Source organism: Halopseudomonas sp., from assembly GCF_036960865.1.
Lineage (GTDB): Bacteria > Pseudomonadota > Gammaproteobacteria > Pseudomonadales > Pseudomonadaceae > Halopseudomonas.
The window spans coordinates 66,288-81,296 of sequence record NZ_JBALWE010000004.1; the positions used below are offsets into that span (position 1 = coordinate 66,288).

Genomic DNA, 15,009 nt, shown 5'->3' on the forward strand with positions numbered 1-15,009 from the left:
GATGAAACCCGGCCCTCGCGGGTGCACCATCCCGACTCAGGGGTTCTCCCGCAACCATTGCCCCAGCAGGCTGCGCTCTTGTGGCGTGATGCCGGTCATATTGCCGAGCGGCATGTACTGAGTGGCAACGGCGGCCTGCTGCACCTTGGCGCTGTGCTGTTTCAGCTGCTGCAGATTTTCCAGCATGATGCCCGCCGGCGGCGCCTGGAACGCCGGGCTGCTGGGCTGGGCTGCGTGGCAGGCCATGCAGTGGGTGACCAACAGCTGCTCCACATCGGCATCAGCTACCGGGGTGACGGCTACCGGCTCACCTTGGCTATCAAGGGCCGGTGCGGGAGCTTCGGGCGCGCTGGGCGCCATGGCCCAGACCAGGGCTACCGTGGCCAGCGCACTGATCACCAGAATCGACGGCTTGGTGATGTGCTGGTGGCGCAGGTTGAAGAAGTGCCGGGCGTAGGCGGTAATCGCGCCGATGGCGGCCAGCACGGCCCAGCCATATTCGTGGCCGTAGAACATCGGATAGTGATTGCTGATCATGATGAAGATGACCGGCAGCGTCAGGTAGTTATTGTGGCGCGAACGCAGCATGGCGCGTTGCGCCAGCATAACCACGTGATCATCCGGCGTGCGGCCTTCTTCCACGGCGCTGACCAGCGCGCGCTGCGCCGGCACGATGCCGAGGAACACGTTGGCGACCATGATGGTACCGATCACCGCGCCCACGTGAATAAAGGCACCGCGCCCGGCAAACACCTGAAACATGCCCCAGGACACCGCCACCAGAATCAGAAACAGCACCACGCCAAAGGCCAGGCCGTGCTTGGCCAGCGGGCTACGGATCAGCGCCTCGTAAATCGCCATCACGCCCAGCAGGGTGCCCATGCCGATGGCGATGGCGCCAAAGGTGCTCAGCTCCAGCTTGCTCGGGTCAATCAGGTAACCGGGATTGCCGAAGTAGTAGACCGCAAACAGCAGCGCCAGACCGCTCATCAGGGTGCTGTAGGCCTCCCATTTGAACCAGTGCAGCTCGGTGGGCATCTTTTCCGGGCCTACGTGGTATTTGGCTACCTCGTAAAAGCCGCCACCGTGAATGGCCCAGAGGTCACCCTTGATGCCTTTCTGCTTCTTCCATTCCGGCGGCTCGCGCAGGTTGTTGTCGAGCCAGATGAAGTAGAAGGAGGCGCCGATCCAGGCCACGCCGGCGATCACATGGAACCAGCGGATGATCAGACTCAGCCATTCAGCCAGATATGCATGCATTGAGGGCAGCTCCTTTTACGCTGTCGCGGTCATACCGGCACTGCCCGGCAATATAGGTACGACGGATGGCACGGTCGTCCCCCAGGATCATCAGATCGAACAGCATGGCCTGCAGCGCACGCTCGGGCTCGTGCTTGAGGCGCAGGGCCGGGCTGGCGCTGCGATCCAGAATCAGAAAGTCGGCGTACTTGCCCGGCGCCAGGTTGCCGGTGCTGTCATCCTGATGCAGCACGCGTGCGTTGCCCAGGGTGGCCATGTAGAAGGCCTGAAACGGATTCAGGCTCTGACCGCGCAGCTGGCAGACCTTGTAGGCCTCGGCCATGGTGGCAAGCATCGACAGGCTGGTGCCGCCGCCCACATCGGTGGCCAGGCCTACCTCCACGTCCGCGGCGCGGGCGCTGGCCAGGTCGAACAGACCACTGCCAAGGAAGGTATTGGAGGTCGGGCAGAAGGCGATGCGCGTGCCGGTTTCCGCCAGCCGGGCACGGTCACCGTCATCAATGTGAATGCCATGCGCCAGCACGCTGCGCTCACCCAACAGGCCAAAGTGGTCGTACACATCCAGATAGCTGCTGCGCTCGGGAAAAAGCTCCTTGATCCAGGCGATCTCGGCGTGGTTCTCAGCCCAGTGGGTCTGCATCAGCACGTCAGGGTACTCGGCGACCAACTGACCGGCGTAGGTCAGCTGCTGCGGCGTGGAGGTCGCGGCAAAGCGCGGGGTAACGGCGTAGCGCTGGCGACCCTGGCCGTGCCAGCGCTCGATCAGCTCGCGGCTCTCGCTATAACTCGCCTCGGCGGTGTCGCGCACGCCGTCGGGGGCGTGGCAGTCCATCATCACCTTGCCGCTGGTGATCGCCATGTTGTAACCATCGGCGGCGCTGAACAGGGCCTCGGCCGCGACCTTGTGCGAGGTGCTGAACACCAGCGCCGACGTAGTCCCGTGGGTCAGCAGCAGGTCGAGAAACAGCTGCGATTGATCCGCCGCCCAGGCGGCATCGGCAAAGCGCGCTTCGGTGGGGAAGGTGTAGGTCTCCAGCCACTCCAGCAGCTGGGTACCGTAGCTCGCCAGCACCGCCAGTTGCGGCATGTGCACGTGGGTATCGATCAGTCCGGGGATGATCAGGCTGTCCGGGTACTGCTCTACCTCGGTGCCCGCCGGCAGACGTGGCAGCAGATCGCTGGCCGCGCCGTTGGCCAGCACACGACCCTCGGCGACCACCAGCAGGCCATCAGGATGATATTCGTGTGCGCTCGGGTCAGGCGCGTTCAGACCCGGCTCGGCAATAAAGTGCAACAGCGGGCCGCGAACGGCTGTGCAGCCAGCCGGGAAGGGCGCCGCAGTGGTGTTGGTGGCGGTCATCAGCTCCCCCGGTAAGTCGAGTAGCCCCACTGGTTGAGCAGCAGCGGCACGTGGTAATGGGCGGTGGTATCGGTCAGCTTGAAGGCGATGGTCACCACCGGATAGAAGCACTCCAGGCCCTGACTCGCATAGTAGCTGTCGGTATCGAAGGTCAGCCGGTAGACACCGGCCGGCGCCTCGTCGCCAAAGCCGTTGAGCACGCGGCCGTCGGCGTCGGTACTGGCCTGGCCCAGGGTCTGCCAGCCACTGTCGGTCTGCACCTCCAGGGTGATGGCGACGCCGGCAGCGGGGCAGCCGCCGCCGAGATCCAGAATGTGGGTAGTGATCGGACTCTTGGTGCTCATAGCAGTTTATCCAGACGAATATGGGTGATCTTGGCCTGCTCCGCAGCGGCGATGCGGATTTCCTCTTCGCGGGTGTTGGGCAGGCGTTGTTCCAGCAGCGCCAGCATCTGCTCGGCGCTCTTGCCGGTGGCGCAGACGATGAAGATGAAGCCGAATTTCTTGTGGTAGGCGTCGTTGCCGTCCTTCAGCCGTTGCAGCACGGCGTCGGGTGCCACCCGCGCGCCGGACTGCTCGCCGCTGGCCAGCGCCTCGGTGCTCGCGTATTTGGCTTTCAGGCTCTTGATGTCGCCAATCTTGGGGTGCGCTTCAAAGGCCACCAGCCAGTCGGTTTCGTGCAGGTTGGGCCAGAGTGCGCGGGCCGTGCCGTGCAGTGCTTCTGCCGAGGCGTAAGGGCGTGAATCGACCATGGGCTGGGCCCAGGCGTCCGCCGCGCAGCAGTCGCGAAACAGGGTCAGGGCGTCGGCAGCCGGTAGTGCGTTGAGTTCTTGCAGCGTCATTTCGCCTCCACGGGCGGGGTGTTGGGGCTGGCCTCGGCGACCTCGCCCTGTTTCATCAGATCGCGCAGCGCGGGCCAACTGACCCCGCGCCGACGGGCAGGTGGCGTCGCCACGGCGGCAAGGCTGAGCAGCTCGGCGCTGATCGACACGGCCACTTCCATGGGCCGTTTGCCGGGCACGTCGGCGCGTCCGACCGGGCAGCGGATGCTGTCGATCTGCGCCTCACTGTAGCCACGGTGCAGCAGCCGCTGACGAAAGCGTTCGGCCTTGGTCTGCGAGCCGATCAAGCCGACGCTGGCGGCATGGCCGGCATTCAGCAGCGCCCGGCACAGGTCGTAATCCAGTTGGTGGTTGTGGGTGAGAATCAGCACATGGCTGTCGGCGCAGAGTTCGGCGACATCGGCCACCGGGTCGTCGGTATGGTGCCGACGCACGTTGGCCGGTATCTCCGCCGGAAAAGTCTCCGCGCGGGAGTCCACCCAGGTCACCTGCCAGGGCAGCTGGCCCATAATGGCCATCAGCGCCTGCGCCACATGGCCGGCGCCGAATACCACCAGGCGTGCATCGCTGCCGCGTTGCCCTTCCAGCAGTACCGAGACACTGCCGCCGCAGCACTGGCCGAGGCTGGCGCCCAGCGGAAAATGCTCCAGCTGGGTTTCGTAGCGCGCCGCCGCCAACTGCTCACGGGCCCGCGCGGTGACCAGGTACTCGAGGTGCCCGCCGCCAATGGTGTCGAAGCTGTGCTCACCGGTAACCACCATCTTGCTCGAGGGCTCACGCGGCACCGAGCCGGCCACGCCCACCACGGTGACCAGCACATAGGGCTCGCCGCGCCGCTCGCAATCGGCGACGGCTTCATACCAGAGCATGCGCTTGTCCATCACGAGGCCTCCTGCTCGGCGCTGGCCCAGCGGCGGGCCGCATTCACCGCTGCAAGCATACGCTCGGGCGTGGCCGGGGTATCCAGCGGCGGGCTGTAACGGTAGTCGTTGAGGCTGGCCACCGCGTCACGCAGCGCGCTCCACACAGCAATGCCGAGCATCAGCGGTGGTTCGCCCACGGCCTTGGAGCGGAACACCGTAGCCTCGCGGTTGGGGCTGGCCGGCAGCAGGTTGACGCGCAGATCGGGCGGCGTGTCGCTCACCGCCGGAATCTTGTAGGTGGCGGGGCCGGTGGTCATCAGCCGGCCCTCATCGTTGTAGACCAGTTCTTCGGTGGTCAGCCAGCCCATGCCCTGCACAAAGCCACCTTCGATCTGGCCGATGTCGATAGCCGGGTTCAGCGACTGCCCGACGTCGTGCAGGATGTCGGTGCGCAGCACGCGATACTCGCCGGTCAGGGTATCCAGCACTACCTCGGAGCAGGCCGCGCCGTTGGCGTAGTAGAGGAAGGGGTGGCCCTGACCGGTGGCAAAGTCGTAATGAATCTTCGGCGTGGCGTAAAAGCCGCTGGACGACAGCGAGACGCGGTTCATATAGGCCTTTTGCACAAACTCGGCCCAGTCCAGCCGCGCTTCACCGGCGACCACCTGATTGTTCTCGAAACGCACCTGTTCGGGCTTGCAGCCATATTGCTCGGCGGCAAAGGCCACCAGACCGGCCTTGATCTTCTCGCAGGCATCCAGTGCCGCCATACCGTTGAGGTCGGAGCCGGAAGACGCCGCAGTCGGCGAGGTGTTAGGGACCTTGTCGGTGCGCGTGGCCGAGACCTTGACCTTGTCGACATCCACCTGGAAGGCCGCCGCCACCACCTGCGCGATCTTGATGTACAGGCCCTGGCCCATCTCGGTACCACCGTGGTTCACGTGCAGGCTGCCATCGGTATAGATAAGCACCAGCGCGCCGGCCTGATTCAGGTGCTTGGCGGTAAAGGAAATACCGAACTTGACCGGCGTCAGCGCCAGCCCGCGCTTGAGGATCGGGCTCTGCTGGTTGAACGCGGTGATCTCCGCACGCCGCGTGCGGTAATCCGAGCTGGCCTCCAGCTGAGCGACCAGTTCCGGCAGGATGTGCTGCTCGATCACTTGGCCGTAATGGGTGGTATCGCGGCCGGGGCGGTAAAGGTTGCGCTTGCGCACATCCAGCGGATCGAGCTGCAGGTGGCGGGCAATGTCATCCACCGCCTGTTCGATCACCATCATGCCCTGCGGCCCGCCGAAGCCGCGAAAGGCGGTGTTCGAGACCGTGTGAGTCTTGCAGCAATGCCCGGTGACGCGGGCCTGATCCAGGTAGTAGCCGTTGTCCGAGTGGAACATGGCGCGCTCGACAATGGCGTTGGACAGGTCGGGCGAGAAGCCACAGCGGCCGGCCACCATGATCTCGGCGCCCTGAATCAGGCCCTGATCATCAAAGCCGATGTCGTAGGTATTGAGAAAGTCATGGCGCTTACCGGTCTGCACCATATCGTCAGGCCGGGACAGGCGGTACTTCACCGGCTTGCCGGTGACATTGGCCAGCAAGGCGGCAACACAGCCCAGCGCAGCGGCCTGGGTTTCCTTGCCGCCAAAGCCGCCGCCCATGCGGCGTACCTCGGTCTGGACTGAGTGAATAGGCAGGCCAAGCACCTCGGCCACCAGTTTCTGTACCTCTGAAGGGTGCTGGCTGGAGGTATGCACAAACATGCCTCCGTCTTCCTGCGGCTCGGCCAGTGCGGCCTGGCTTTCCAGATAGAAGTGCTCCTGGCCGCCGACATTGATTTCGCCCTGCAGGCGATGCGGCGCCTGGGCCAGCGCCTTGTCCGGGTCGCCGCGCTGCTGGCTGTGGCTGGGCCGCACAAAGAAGGATTTATCCAGCGCCTCGCGGGTATTGAGGATCGCCGGCAAGGTTTCGTATTCGACCTTGGCCAGCCGCGCAGCCTTGCGCGCAGCGCTATGGCTAGTGGCGGCTACCGCAAAGATCGGCTGCCCAATATGCTCAACCAGCTCGCTGGCCAGCACCGGGTCGCCGGGGAACACCGGGCCGATGTCGGTGTGACCGGGCACGTCGGCCACAGTGATCACCGCCACCACACCGGGGTAGGCACGCACCGCGCTCAGATCCAGGCTGGTGATGCGCGCGTGCGCCTGCTCGCTGTGGCCCACGGCTGCGTGCAGCAAGCCTTCGGGTTCGGGCAGATCATCGATATAGCGAGCCTGACCGCGCACGTGCAGCCAGGCGCTGTCGTGCAACGCGCTCTGTCCGGCAATGCCGATGGCCTGGCCACTCTGGCGGGAAATATCACGGGGGAGTTTACGCATAATCGGTCACCATCAAGGCAGCGCCGCCGGTGCTCGGCGCGCGGTGTTCGTACAAGGCACGGCGGAGCAGGTTGCCGGCCACTTCCTGGCGGTAGGCGGCAGAGGCACGCACATCCGACATGGGTGTGAAGTCCTGGGCCAGGGCATTGGCCGCCGCCGTGATGGCCGGCTCTTCAAAGACCTGACCACGCAGCGCCGCCTCGGCGTTCAGCGCCCGCTTGGGAATGCCGGCCATGCCGCCGTAGGCGAGGCGACAGTCGGCGACCTGCTCACCCTCAAAGCGCAACCAAAAGGCCGCCAGCACGGCTGAGATATCGTCGTCCAGGCGCTTGGAGATCTTGTAGATGAACAGCCGCTCGTTGGCCGCCGGTTTGGCCACGCGTACCGCACGGATGAACTCGCCCGGTTGCAGCGCGGTTTTCTTGTAGTCCCGAAAGAAGTCTTCCAGCGCCAGCCAGCGGCTACCGTTTGCGCCATCCAGCTGCACCTGCGCCCCCAGGGCGATCAGTGGCGGCGGCATATCGCCAATCGGCGAGGCATTGCCGATATTGCCGCCCAGAGTGCCGCGATTGCGAATCTGCAGCGAACCCAGACGTTCGAGCATGGGCGCGAAGGCCGGCCAGTACTGATTGAGCAAGGGCCCGAACTCGACATAGCGCAGGGCCGACCCGATGGTCAGGTTTTGCTCGTCCTGCTCCAGCTCATGCAGCTCGGCCACCTGCTCGACCGATATCAGCTGCGGCAGAGTTTTCAGCTGCTGGGTAATCTCCAGCGCCAGGTCGGTACTGCCGGCGACCAGCCGCGCCTGCGGCTGCGCCGCCAGCTGTGCGCGCAGGTCAGCGAGCGATAGCGGCGCAGTAAAGCGGTTGCCTGCCTCATCCTGCAGCACGGCGGCTTGCGCGCTGGCTGCCTTGAAGGCAGCGGAAGGCGCCGGGCTGAATAGCGTGCTGCCATCCCACTGCTGCACACTGTCAACCAGCGTGCGCGCACCCGCCTCAATGATCGGCCGATAACCGGTGCAACGGCAAAGGTTGCCGGCCAGAGCCTCCATCAACTGATGGGCGCTGGCACTGCTGCCAGCCCCGGCCACCTGCTGATGCAGGCCCACCAGCGACATGACGATGCCGGGCGTGCAGAAGCCGCACTGCGAGCCGTTGCATTCGACCATGGCCGTTTGTACCGGGTGGGCCGGCTCGGTCTGCAGGGCATCCACGGTAACCAGGTGCTTGCCATGCAAGGCGCCGACCAGGCCAATGCAGCTGTTCATGGCCACGTAATGCCATTGATCCTGCGCATCCAGGCTGCCGAGCAGCACGGTGCAGGCGCCACAATCACCCGAGGCGCAGCCCTCTTTTGTGCCACAAAGCCGCATTTTGGTGCGCAGCCAGTCTAAAATGCTCAGGTTTGGGTCAGTCTGGTCAAGTTTTTGCGGCTGCCCATTCAGATAAAACTCAATCACTGTCGTCTCCGCGCTATCCACGATTCGCCGGTTTCCGGCGGGAGGTCTGCCACAGCGCCTCTATAGGGCCTGTGCAGTCTATGCGTTGGTATTTGCAAAAACTTGACCAACTAGTCTGAAAATATGATTTTTTATATTTTCACTCTTTTGGCAAGCAAATTGCTCACAGACAAAATGTTGATTGGTTGGTCAGTTTATTTTAATTGAGGATGCTGGATGGCAACCGCAGAACGCTTGAGACTGGAAAACATCGTTAAGGAGTACCCCGGCTGCCGGGCCAACGACGGTGTCCACCTGTCAGTCCAGGCCGGTGAAATACACGCCCTGCTGGGTGAGAATGGCGCAGGCAAGAGCACCCTGATGAAGATCATCTACGGGGTGATCCAACCCGACGCCGGTACCCTGACCTGGAACGGGCACCCGCTCACCTTGCAAGGACCGGCCCATGCCCGCGAACTGGGTATCGGTATGGTCTTCCAGCACTTCTCGCTGTTTGAAACCCTGACCGTAGCCGAAAACATCGCGCTCAGCCTGCCCGCCGCCCAGGCCCGTGATCGCAGCAAGCTGGACGCCCGCATCCGCGAGGTCTCGGAACACTACGGCATGGCGCTGGACCCTCGGCGGTTCGTCAATACGCTGTCGATTGGCGAGCGTCAGCGCGTCGAAATCGTCCGCTGTCTTATTCAGGATAGCTCGTTGCTGATTCTTGACGAGCCCACGTCGGTACTCACGCCGCAGGAAGTACAGGTGCTGTTCCGCACCCTGCGCCAGTTGTCGCAGGAAGGCTGCAGCATTCTGTTTATCAGCCACAAGCTGCAGGAAGTGCGCGACCTGTGTCACCGCGCCACGGTATTGCGCCAGGGCCGGGTGACCGGCGAGTGCAATCCGGGCGAGATCACCACCGACGATATCGCCCGCATGATGGTCGGCAACGAAACACCGCTGTCCACCCAGGTCGACCCAAGCGAGCCGGGCGAGCTGCTGTTGCAGGCCGACAATCTCAGTTACCAGACCCGCGATCCCTTTGGTACCAGCCTCGACAACATCAGCATGACGCTGCGCGCCGGCGAGATTGTCGGCATTGCCGGCGTCGCCGGTAATGGCCAGGACGAACTGCTGCGCGCCCTGTCTGGCGAGATCAGGGTCGGCAACAGCAACTTGCAACTCAACGGCATGAATATCGGCGACACCGGCCCTGCCGTACGCCGCAACCTGGGCGTGGCAGTAGTGCCCGAAGAACGCCTCGGCCGTGGCGCGGTGCCCTCCATGTCGCTGGTCGATAACAGCCTGCTGACCGCCTACGGCCAGGGCCTGACCGGCAAGGGCTGGGTGGCGCTGGGCAAGGTACGCGAGTATGCCAGCCGCGTGGTCGAGCAGTTTGGTGTGCGCACCGCCAGCATCGACAGTCAGGCCACCAGCCTGTCGGGCGGCAATCTGCAAAAATTCATTATCGGTCGTGAAGCACTGCAGCAACCCAAGCTGCTGGTCGCCTCGCATCCGACCTGGGGCGTCGACGTCGGCTCCGCCGTGGCGATCCACGAAGCCCTGGTCAAGCTGCGCGATGACGGCGCCGCCGTGCTGCTGATCTCCGAAGACCTGGACGAGCTGTTCCAGCTGTGCGGCCGCATGGGCGCAATCTGCGCTGGCAAGCTGTCGCCGCTGGTGCCCACCGGCGAGCTGACCATCGAGAAACTCGGCCAGTGGATGGCTGGCGATTTCCCTGCTACTGATACTGCCACCCTGGAGACTCACCATGCTGTCGCTTGAGCGTCGCGCCGTCGACTCCCGCGCCATGCAATGGGCTTCTCCGCTGCTGGCACTGCTACTAACCGTCATTACCGGGCTGTTCATGTTCATGGCCCTTGGCAAGGACCCGGTCGAAGGCCTGACCTTCTTCTTCCTGACCCCGCTGAGCGATTCGCACGGCTGGGCCGAACTGGGCCTGAAGATGGCGCCGCTGCTGCTCTGCGCCGCCGGCCTGACCGTCTGCTACCGCGCCAAGATCTGGAACATCGGCGCTGAAGGGCATTTTCTGATGGGCTCGCTCTGGGCCAGCGTGGCTGCGCTGCAACTCAGCGCGCAGAGCGGCTTCTGGGTGCTGCCCGTGGTGCTGCTGGCCGGCATCATCGCCGGCGCACTCTGGGCCTTGCTGGCCGGGGTATTGAAGACGCAGTTTCACTGCAACGAAATCCTCACCACCATCATGCTCAACTACATCGCCCTGAACCTGCTGCTGTACGCGGTACACGGGCCGTTGAAGGACCCCTACGGCTTCGGCTTCCCGCAATCGGAGATGTTTGGCGCTGCCGCGCTGCTGCCCAAGCTGCTCCCCGATACCCGCCTGCACATTGGCCTGCTGTTCGGTCTGCTGGCTGCGGTTGCGGTGGGCGTACTCTTTGCCCGCACCTTCATCGGCTTTCAGCTGAAAGTGCTGGGCCAGGATGAGCGCGCCGCGGCCTTTGCCGGCTTCCCGGCCAAGCGCCTGACCCTGCTGGCCTTCATTTTGGCCGGCGGCCTGGCCGGCCTGGCCGGCGCCAGCGAGGTGACCGGGCCGCTCGGCCAACTGGTGCCACAGGTTTCGCCGGGTTACGGCTATACCGCGATCATCGTGGTATTCCTGGGCCGCATGCAGGCCGTGGGCATCATTCTGGCGGCGGCGCTGCTGGCGCTGACCTTCATGGGCGGCGAGATGCTGCAGATCGCAATGAACCTGCCCAAGGCCATCACCGGGCTGTTTCAGGGGCTGCTGCTGTTCTATCTGCTGACCTGTGACGCCTTTATTCACTACCGCATTCGTTTTCGCCGCGCCCCCGCGGCCAGCGCCGGGGAGGCTTGAGATGGACGCCGTATTGATTACCAACGTACTGGCCGCCACCGTGGTCGCCGGCACGCCACTACTGCTGGTCGCCCTGGGTGAGCTGGTGTGCGAGCGCTCCGGCGTACTCAACCTGGGCCAGGAAGGCATGATGCTGATGGGCGCGGTGATCGGCTTCATGGCCGCCGTCACTTCCGGCAGCCTGGCCATCGGCGTGCTCGCCGCCATGCTCGGTGGCGTGCTGATGTCGATGCTGTTTGCGCTGATGGCGGTGACGCTGGCAGCCAACCAGTATGCCGCCGGCCTGGCGCTGACCATTTTCGGCGTGGGTCTCAGCTCCTTCGTCGGCGCCGGTTACGTTGGCCAGGCCATCGACGGCTTCGACAAAATTGCCATTCCGCTGTTGTCCGACATTCCGGTGATCGGCAAGGTGCTGTTCACCCAGGATCTCCTGGTGTACGCCTCGCTGCTGCTGTTCGTGCTGGTCTACTGCTTCCTGCACTACAGCCGCGGCGGCCTGATTCTGCGCGCCGTGGGCGAGTCGCCCGAGGCGGCCAACGCCAATGGCCTCAAGGTATTGCCGGTGCGCTATCTGGCGGTGGCCTTTGGCGGCGCCATGGCCGGTCTGGCCGGTGCCTACCTGTCACTGGCCTACACCCCGATGTGGACCGAAAACATGACCGCCGGACGCGGCTGGATCGCGCTGGCGCTGGTGGTCTTCGCCACCTGGAAGCCCGAACGTGTACTGCTGGGGGCCTATCTGTTTGGCGCCGCCAGCATCCTGCATCTGGTACTGCAGGGCCTTGGCTGGCAGAGCTCCACCGAACTGCTGGCGATGCTGCCCTATGTGGTCACCATTCTGGTGCTTGTGCTGCTGTCCTGGAATCCCACCCGGACGCGGCTCAACACACCGCTATCAATCGGCCAACCCTATAGGCCGAGTAAATAACCAGTAACACCCACTATGCCAATCAAAAACCATATCTTGAATTATTAGGAGCATTACATGAGCACAATGCGCAAAACCCTGATCGCTGCCTGCATTGCAGCGGCGTTCGTACCTGCAGCACACGCCGAGAAATACTGGTCCGACTCCAGCCTGTCGATCCTCTATAGCGACGACTATCAGGCCTTTGGCCCACAGAAGCGCAGCGATACCTTCTTCACCTTCGAAAACGCCACCGGCCACAACTGGGGCAGCACCTTCTTCTTCGTGGACCGCAACCAGGGCCACGGCAAGGATTCCGACTCCGACGACCTGTACGGCGAATTCGCACCCAACATGAGCCTGGGCTGGGCGACCGGCAACGACCTGAGCACCGCTGGCGGCTGGATCAAGGACTTCACCCTGTCCGGTCAATACGAAATGGGCGGCGGCACCGACGTCAACAACTACATGGTCGGCCCGGGTATCGAGTGGAACATGCCTGGCTTCCAGTATTTCGCCACCCGCTTCTACCGCGTCTGGAACAGCGAAACCGATGACGATTATCAGACCACTATCGTCTGGGGCATGCCCATGGAATTCGGTGCTACCCGCATCCTGTTTGACGGTTACATCGACTGGTCTACCGCAGAAGACGACCACAAGTCCGATTTCCACTTCAACCCGCAGCTGAAGCTGGACGTGGGTAACTACTTCAACGCGCCCAAGGTGCTGTACGCCGGTATCGAGTACTCTTACTGGAACAACAAGTACGGCCTGAACGACGACGTAATGGACACCGAAAGCGCCGTCAGTGCGCTGGTAAAATGGCACTTCTGATCGACCACAACGGCCCGGTGTAAACCGGGCCGTTGTTACCAGTACGCCCCTTGCACGGAAGACAGGACTGATGACCACCGCCACTGCCAAATCCAAGACCTACCGACCCGGAAAGATTCGTGAGCGCAACCACGAGTTGATTCTGGCCGCAGCGGAGCAGGAATTTGCCCTGCACGGTTTTCGCGGCGCCACCATTCAGAACATTGCCGAACGTGCTGAACTGCCCAAATCGAACGTGCTGTACTACTTCAGCAACAAGAAGAAGATATATGCCGCCATGTTCGACGACATTCTTGCACGCTGGAACACCCTGTTCTCCAGCGTGACCGTAGACGACGATCCCGCCGAAGCGATCGCCGCCTTCATTCGTACCAAGGTGGAAACCTCAAGAACCCACCCCCTGGCCTCGCGCCTGTTTGCCATGGAAATCATCCAGGGCGCGCCCTTTCTGATGACCCATCTGCGCACCAACATGCGCGAATGGGTGCGCGGCCGCGCCGGCGTCATGCAGCAATGGATCGACCAGGGCCGTATGGCACCGGTTGACCCGGTGCAGCTGATCTTTCTGATCTGGTCGTCGACGCAGCATTACTCGGACTTTCAGGTGCAGATTCTGATGGTCGAGAACAAGGCCGAGTACGAGAAAAAAGACTTTGACCACGCCGCCGACTTCCTCACTGAAGTCATACTGCGCGGCTGCGGCCTGGAGCCGCCAAAAAAATGAGCGGCGTTCGCCTGCCGACGCAGCCCCGGTGGCAATCCGCCGGCACTGCCGCCACAATGGCAATCCCGTTACCCTAAGCCAACCCACAGTGTTACAGCCGGACAGCCTCTGAGCCCGCCGCGCTCCTGACCGCCGAGGTACAGATGAGCCAGTTTGCGCTGCGCGATGCAGCCATTTTCACCGTAGACCCCGATAACCGGGTCATTCCCCGTGGCACCCTGATCGTCGAGGACGGCCGCATCAGCGCCGTCGGCCCCAGTGATCAACTGATCATTCCGCCGGGTATCCCGACCATCGACGCCAGCGGCCATGCGCTGCTGCCGGGGCTGATCGACGCCCATTCGCACTCCAGCCTGATGCGCGGGGTAACCGAGAACATGCAGCTGATGGACTGGCTGCCCTACTATCAGCTGGAGCACCGCGCGCTGACCGAGGAGTACGCCTATCACTCGGCCCGCCTGTGTTATCTGGAAGCGCTGAAGAGCGGCACCACCTGCGTGATGGACATGTACCGCTTCATGCACCGCTGCGCCGAGGCCGCGGACGAGATCGGCATTCGGGTCAATCTCGCACCCTATGTGGCCGACGAAGCGGGCAAGGACTTTTTCGCCACCCGCGCCGAGAACCGCGCGCTGATCCACAGCCACCACGGCACCCAGAACGGTCGCATACAGGTGTGGATGGGCTTGGAGCATCTGTTCTACTGCACGCCCGATGCCTACCGCGAAGCGCTGGAGTGTCAGGCTGAATATGGTGTAGGCATCCACACCCACGCCTGCGAGCAAAAGGAAGAAGACGACGCTGTCAGCGCGCATTTTGGCCGCCGCTCGATTGCCCAGCTGGATCATTACGGGATTCTCGGCGAACGCACCCTGCTGGCCCACTGCGTGTGGCTGAACGACGACGAGATCAAGCGCATAGCCGATACCGGCACCAGCATCAGCCACTGCCCGATCAGCAACGCCAAACTAGCCAGCGGCGTGGCCCGCGTACCAGAGATGCTCGCCGCCGGCATCACCGTCGGCCTGGGCACCGACGGCCCGGTGTGCAACAACAGCCTGAGCCTGTTCGAAGAAATGAAGTTTGCCTCGCTGATTCAGAAAGCCACGCGGCTCGACGCCACCGTTTTGCCGGCCGAGCAGATTCTGCGCATGGCGACCATCAACGGCGCACGCGCGCTGGGCCTGGGCGACCGCATCGGCTCGCTGGAGGTCGGCAAGCAGGCCGACCTGTTGCTACTGGATCTGGCTAGCCCCAACCTGACCCCAGCGGAACTGACCAACAGTGGCGGTAATCTACTGTGGAACCTGGTATTTGCCGCCGGCACGCAGAATGTGGCCGCCGTGTGGGTCGATGGCCGCCAGTTGCTTGCCGATGGCCGCGCCACCCGCGTCAGCGAAGCCGGCCTGATCGCCGAGGCCCAGCAGCAGGGTCTGGCGCTGTTTCAGCAGTGTCGGGACATTGCCCACCTGCGTACGTCCATGCTTTGAGTGCAGCGCTGCCAAGCCACACTTGAACCCGATATCGAATGTAAAACAGGAGCAGATGCC

13 protein-coding genes are annotated in these 15,009 nt (G+C 63.4%); 6 read left to right on the plus strand and 7 right to left on the minus strand.

The annotated features are described in order from the left end of the window. Positions 1-36 precede the first annotated feature (36 nt). The 7 genes from V7747_RS06715 to xdhA are packed head-to-tail and all read right to left on the minus strand — an operon-like array spanning position 37 to position 8,155. The gene (locus tag V7747_RS06715; RefSeq protein ID WP_335615284.1) at positions 37-1,260 is read right to left on the minus strand and encodes a urate hydroxylase PuuD; all 1,224 of its coding nucleotides are present in this window, start codon (positions 1,258-1,260) and stop codon (positions 37-39) included. Beyond that, entirely contained in the window at positions 1,241-2,620 is a 1,380-nt protein-coding gene (gene guaD / locus V7747_RS06720) for a guanine deaminase (protein ID WP_335615285.1), read from the minus strand. Before guaD ends, V7747_RS06715 begins: the two co-directional genes overlap by 20 nt. Continuing rightward, on the minus strand, positions 2,620-2,964 hold the full coding sequence (uraH, locus tag V7747_RS06725; protein ID WP_335615286.1) for a hydroxyisourate hydrolase: 345 nt from the start codon (positions 2,962-2,964) through the stop codon (positions 2,620-2,622). Before uraH ends, guaD begins: the two co-directional genes overlap by 1 nt. Further along, on the minus strand, positions 2,961-3,461 hold the full coding sequence (gene uraD / locus V7747_RS06730; protein WP_335615287.1) for a 2-oxo-4-hydroxy-4-carboxy-5-ureidoimidazoline decarboxylase: 501 nt from the start codon (positions 3,459-3,461) through the stop codon (positions 2,961-2,963). The genes uraH and uraD overlap by 4 nt, the downstream gene beginning before the upstream one ends. Beyond that, positions 3,458-4,342: a xanthine dehydrogenase accessory protein XdhC gene (xdhC, locus tag V7747_RS06735; protein ID WP_335615288.1), complete on the minus strand. Its 885-nt coding sequence runs from the start codon at positions 4,340-4,342 to the stop codon at positions 3,458-3,460. The genes uraD and xdhC overlap by 4 nt, the downstream gene beginning before the upstream one ends. After that, entirely contained in the window at positions 4,342-6,696 is a 2,355-nt protein-coding gene (xdhB, locus tag V7747_RS06740) for a xanthine dehydrogenase molybdopterin binding subunit (protein ID WP_335615289.1), read from the minus strand. Before xdhB ends, xdhC begins: the two co-directional genes overlap by 1 nt. Then, positions 6,689-8,155, minus strand: a complete 1,467-nt coding sequence (xdhA, locus tag V7747_RS06745; RefSeq protein WP_335615290.1) for a xanthine dehydrogenase small subunit — start codon at positions 8,153-8,155, stop codon at positions 6,689-6,691. Before xdhA ends, xdhB begins: the two co-directional genes overlap by 8 nt. 216 nt (positions 8,156-8,371) lie before the next feature. On the opposite strand from xdhA, the gene V7747_RS06750 reads away from it, so the two are divergent. From V7747_RS06750 to V7747_RS06775, 6 genes are all read left to right on the plus strand, one after another. Next, a complete protein-coding gene (locus V7747_RS06750) occupies positions 8,372-9,922 on the plus strand; it encodes an ABC transporter ATP-binding protein (RefSeq protein WP_335615291.1) in 1,551 nt (516 codons plus the stop codon). Further along, positions 9,909-10,991, plus strand: coding sequence for an ABC transporter permease (locus V7747_RS06755; protein WP_335615292.1), 1,083 nt, complete (start codon positions 9,909-9,911; stop codon positions 10,989-10,991). The genes V7747_RS06750 and V7747_RS06755 overlap by 14 nt, the downstream gene beginning before the upstream one ends. Before the next feature lies 1 nt (position 10,992). Then, positions 10,993-11,919: an ABC transporter permease gene (locus V7747_RS06760; protein ID WP_335615293.1), complete on the plus strand. Its 927-nt coding sequence runs from the start codon at positions 10,993-10,995 to the stop codon at positions 11,917-11,919. Positions 11,920-11,976: 57 nt separating this feature from the next. After that, positions 11,977-12,735 (plus strand): outer membrane protein OmpK, encoded by a 759-nt coding sequence (locus V7747_RS06765; RefSeq protein WP_335615294.1) that lies wholly within the window; start codon positions 11,977-11,979, stop codon positions 12,733-12,735. A 70-nt stretch (positions 12,736-12,805) separates the two neighbouring features. Beyond that, positions 12,806-13,459, plus strand: a complete 654-nt coding sequence (locus V7747_RS06770; RefSeq protein WP_335615295.1) for a TetR/AcrR family transcriptional regulator — start codon at positions 12,806-12,808, stop codon at positions 13,457-13,459. Positions 13,460-13,602: 143 nt separating this feature from the next. After that, positions 13,603-14,949 (plus strand): amidohydrolase family protein, encoded by a 1,347-nt coding sequence (locus tag V7747_RS06775; RefSeq protein ID WP_335615296.1) that lies wholly within the window; start codon positions 13,603-13,605, stop codon positions 14,947-14,949. Positions 14,950-15,009: the final 60 nt, after the last annotated feature.

Bases quoted from the DNA above. Each gene is read 5' to 3' on its own strand.
- V7747_RS06715 (WP_335615284.1), bottom strand. From the start codon at position 1,260: ATGCATGCATATCTGGCTGAATGGCTGAGTCTGATCATCCGCTGGTTC.
- V7747_RS06760 (WP_335615293.1), top strand. From the start codon at position 10,993: ATGGACGCCGTATTGATTACCAACGTACTGGCCGCCACCGTGGTCGCC.
- V7747_RS06765 (WP_335615294.1), top strand. From the start codon at position 11,977: ATGAGCACAATGCGCAAAACCCTGATCGCTGCCTGCATTGCAGCGGCG.
- V7747_RS06750 (WP_335615291.1), top strand. From the start codon at position 8,372: ATGGCAACCGCAGAACGCTTGAGACTGGAAAACATCGTTAAGGAGTAC.
- uraD (WP_335615287.1), bottom strand. From the start codon at position 3,461: ATGACGCTGCAAGAACTCAACGCACTACCGGCTGCCGACGCCCTGACC.
- xdhC (WP_335615288.1), bottom strand. From the start codon at position 4,342: ATGGACAAGCGCATGCTCTGGTATGAAGCCGTCGCCGATTGCGAGCGG.
- guaD (WP_335615285.1), bottom strand. From the start codon at position 2,620: ATGACCGCCACCAACACCACTGCGGCGCCCTTCCCGGCTGGCTGCACA.
- V7747_RS06775 (WP_335615296.1), top strand. From the start codon at position 13,603: ATGAGCCAGTTTGCGCTGCGCGATGCAGCCATTTTCACCGTAGACCCC.
- V7747_RS06755 (WP_335615292.1), top strand. From the start codon at position 9,909: ATGCTGTCGCTTGAGCGTCGCGCCGTCGACTCCCGCGCCATGCAATGG.
- xdhB (WP_335615289.1), bottom strand. From the start codon at position 6,696: ATGCGTAAACTCCCCCGTGATATTTCCCGCCAGAGTGGCCAGGCCATC.
- uraH (WP_335615286.1), bottom strand. From the start codon at position 2,964: ATGAGCACCAAGAGTCCGATCACTACCCACATTCTGGATCTCGGCGGC.
- V7747_RS06770 (WP_335615295.1), top strand. From the start codon at position 12,806: ATGACCACCGCCACTGCCAAATCCAAGACCTACCGACCCGGAAAGATT.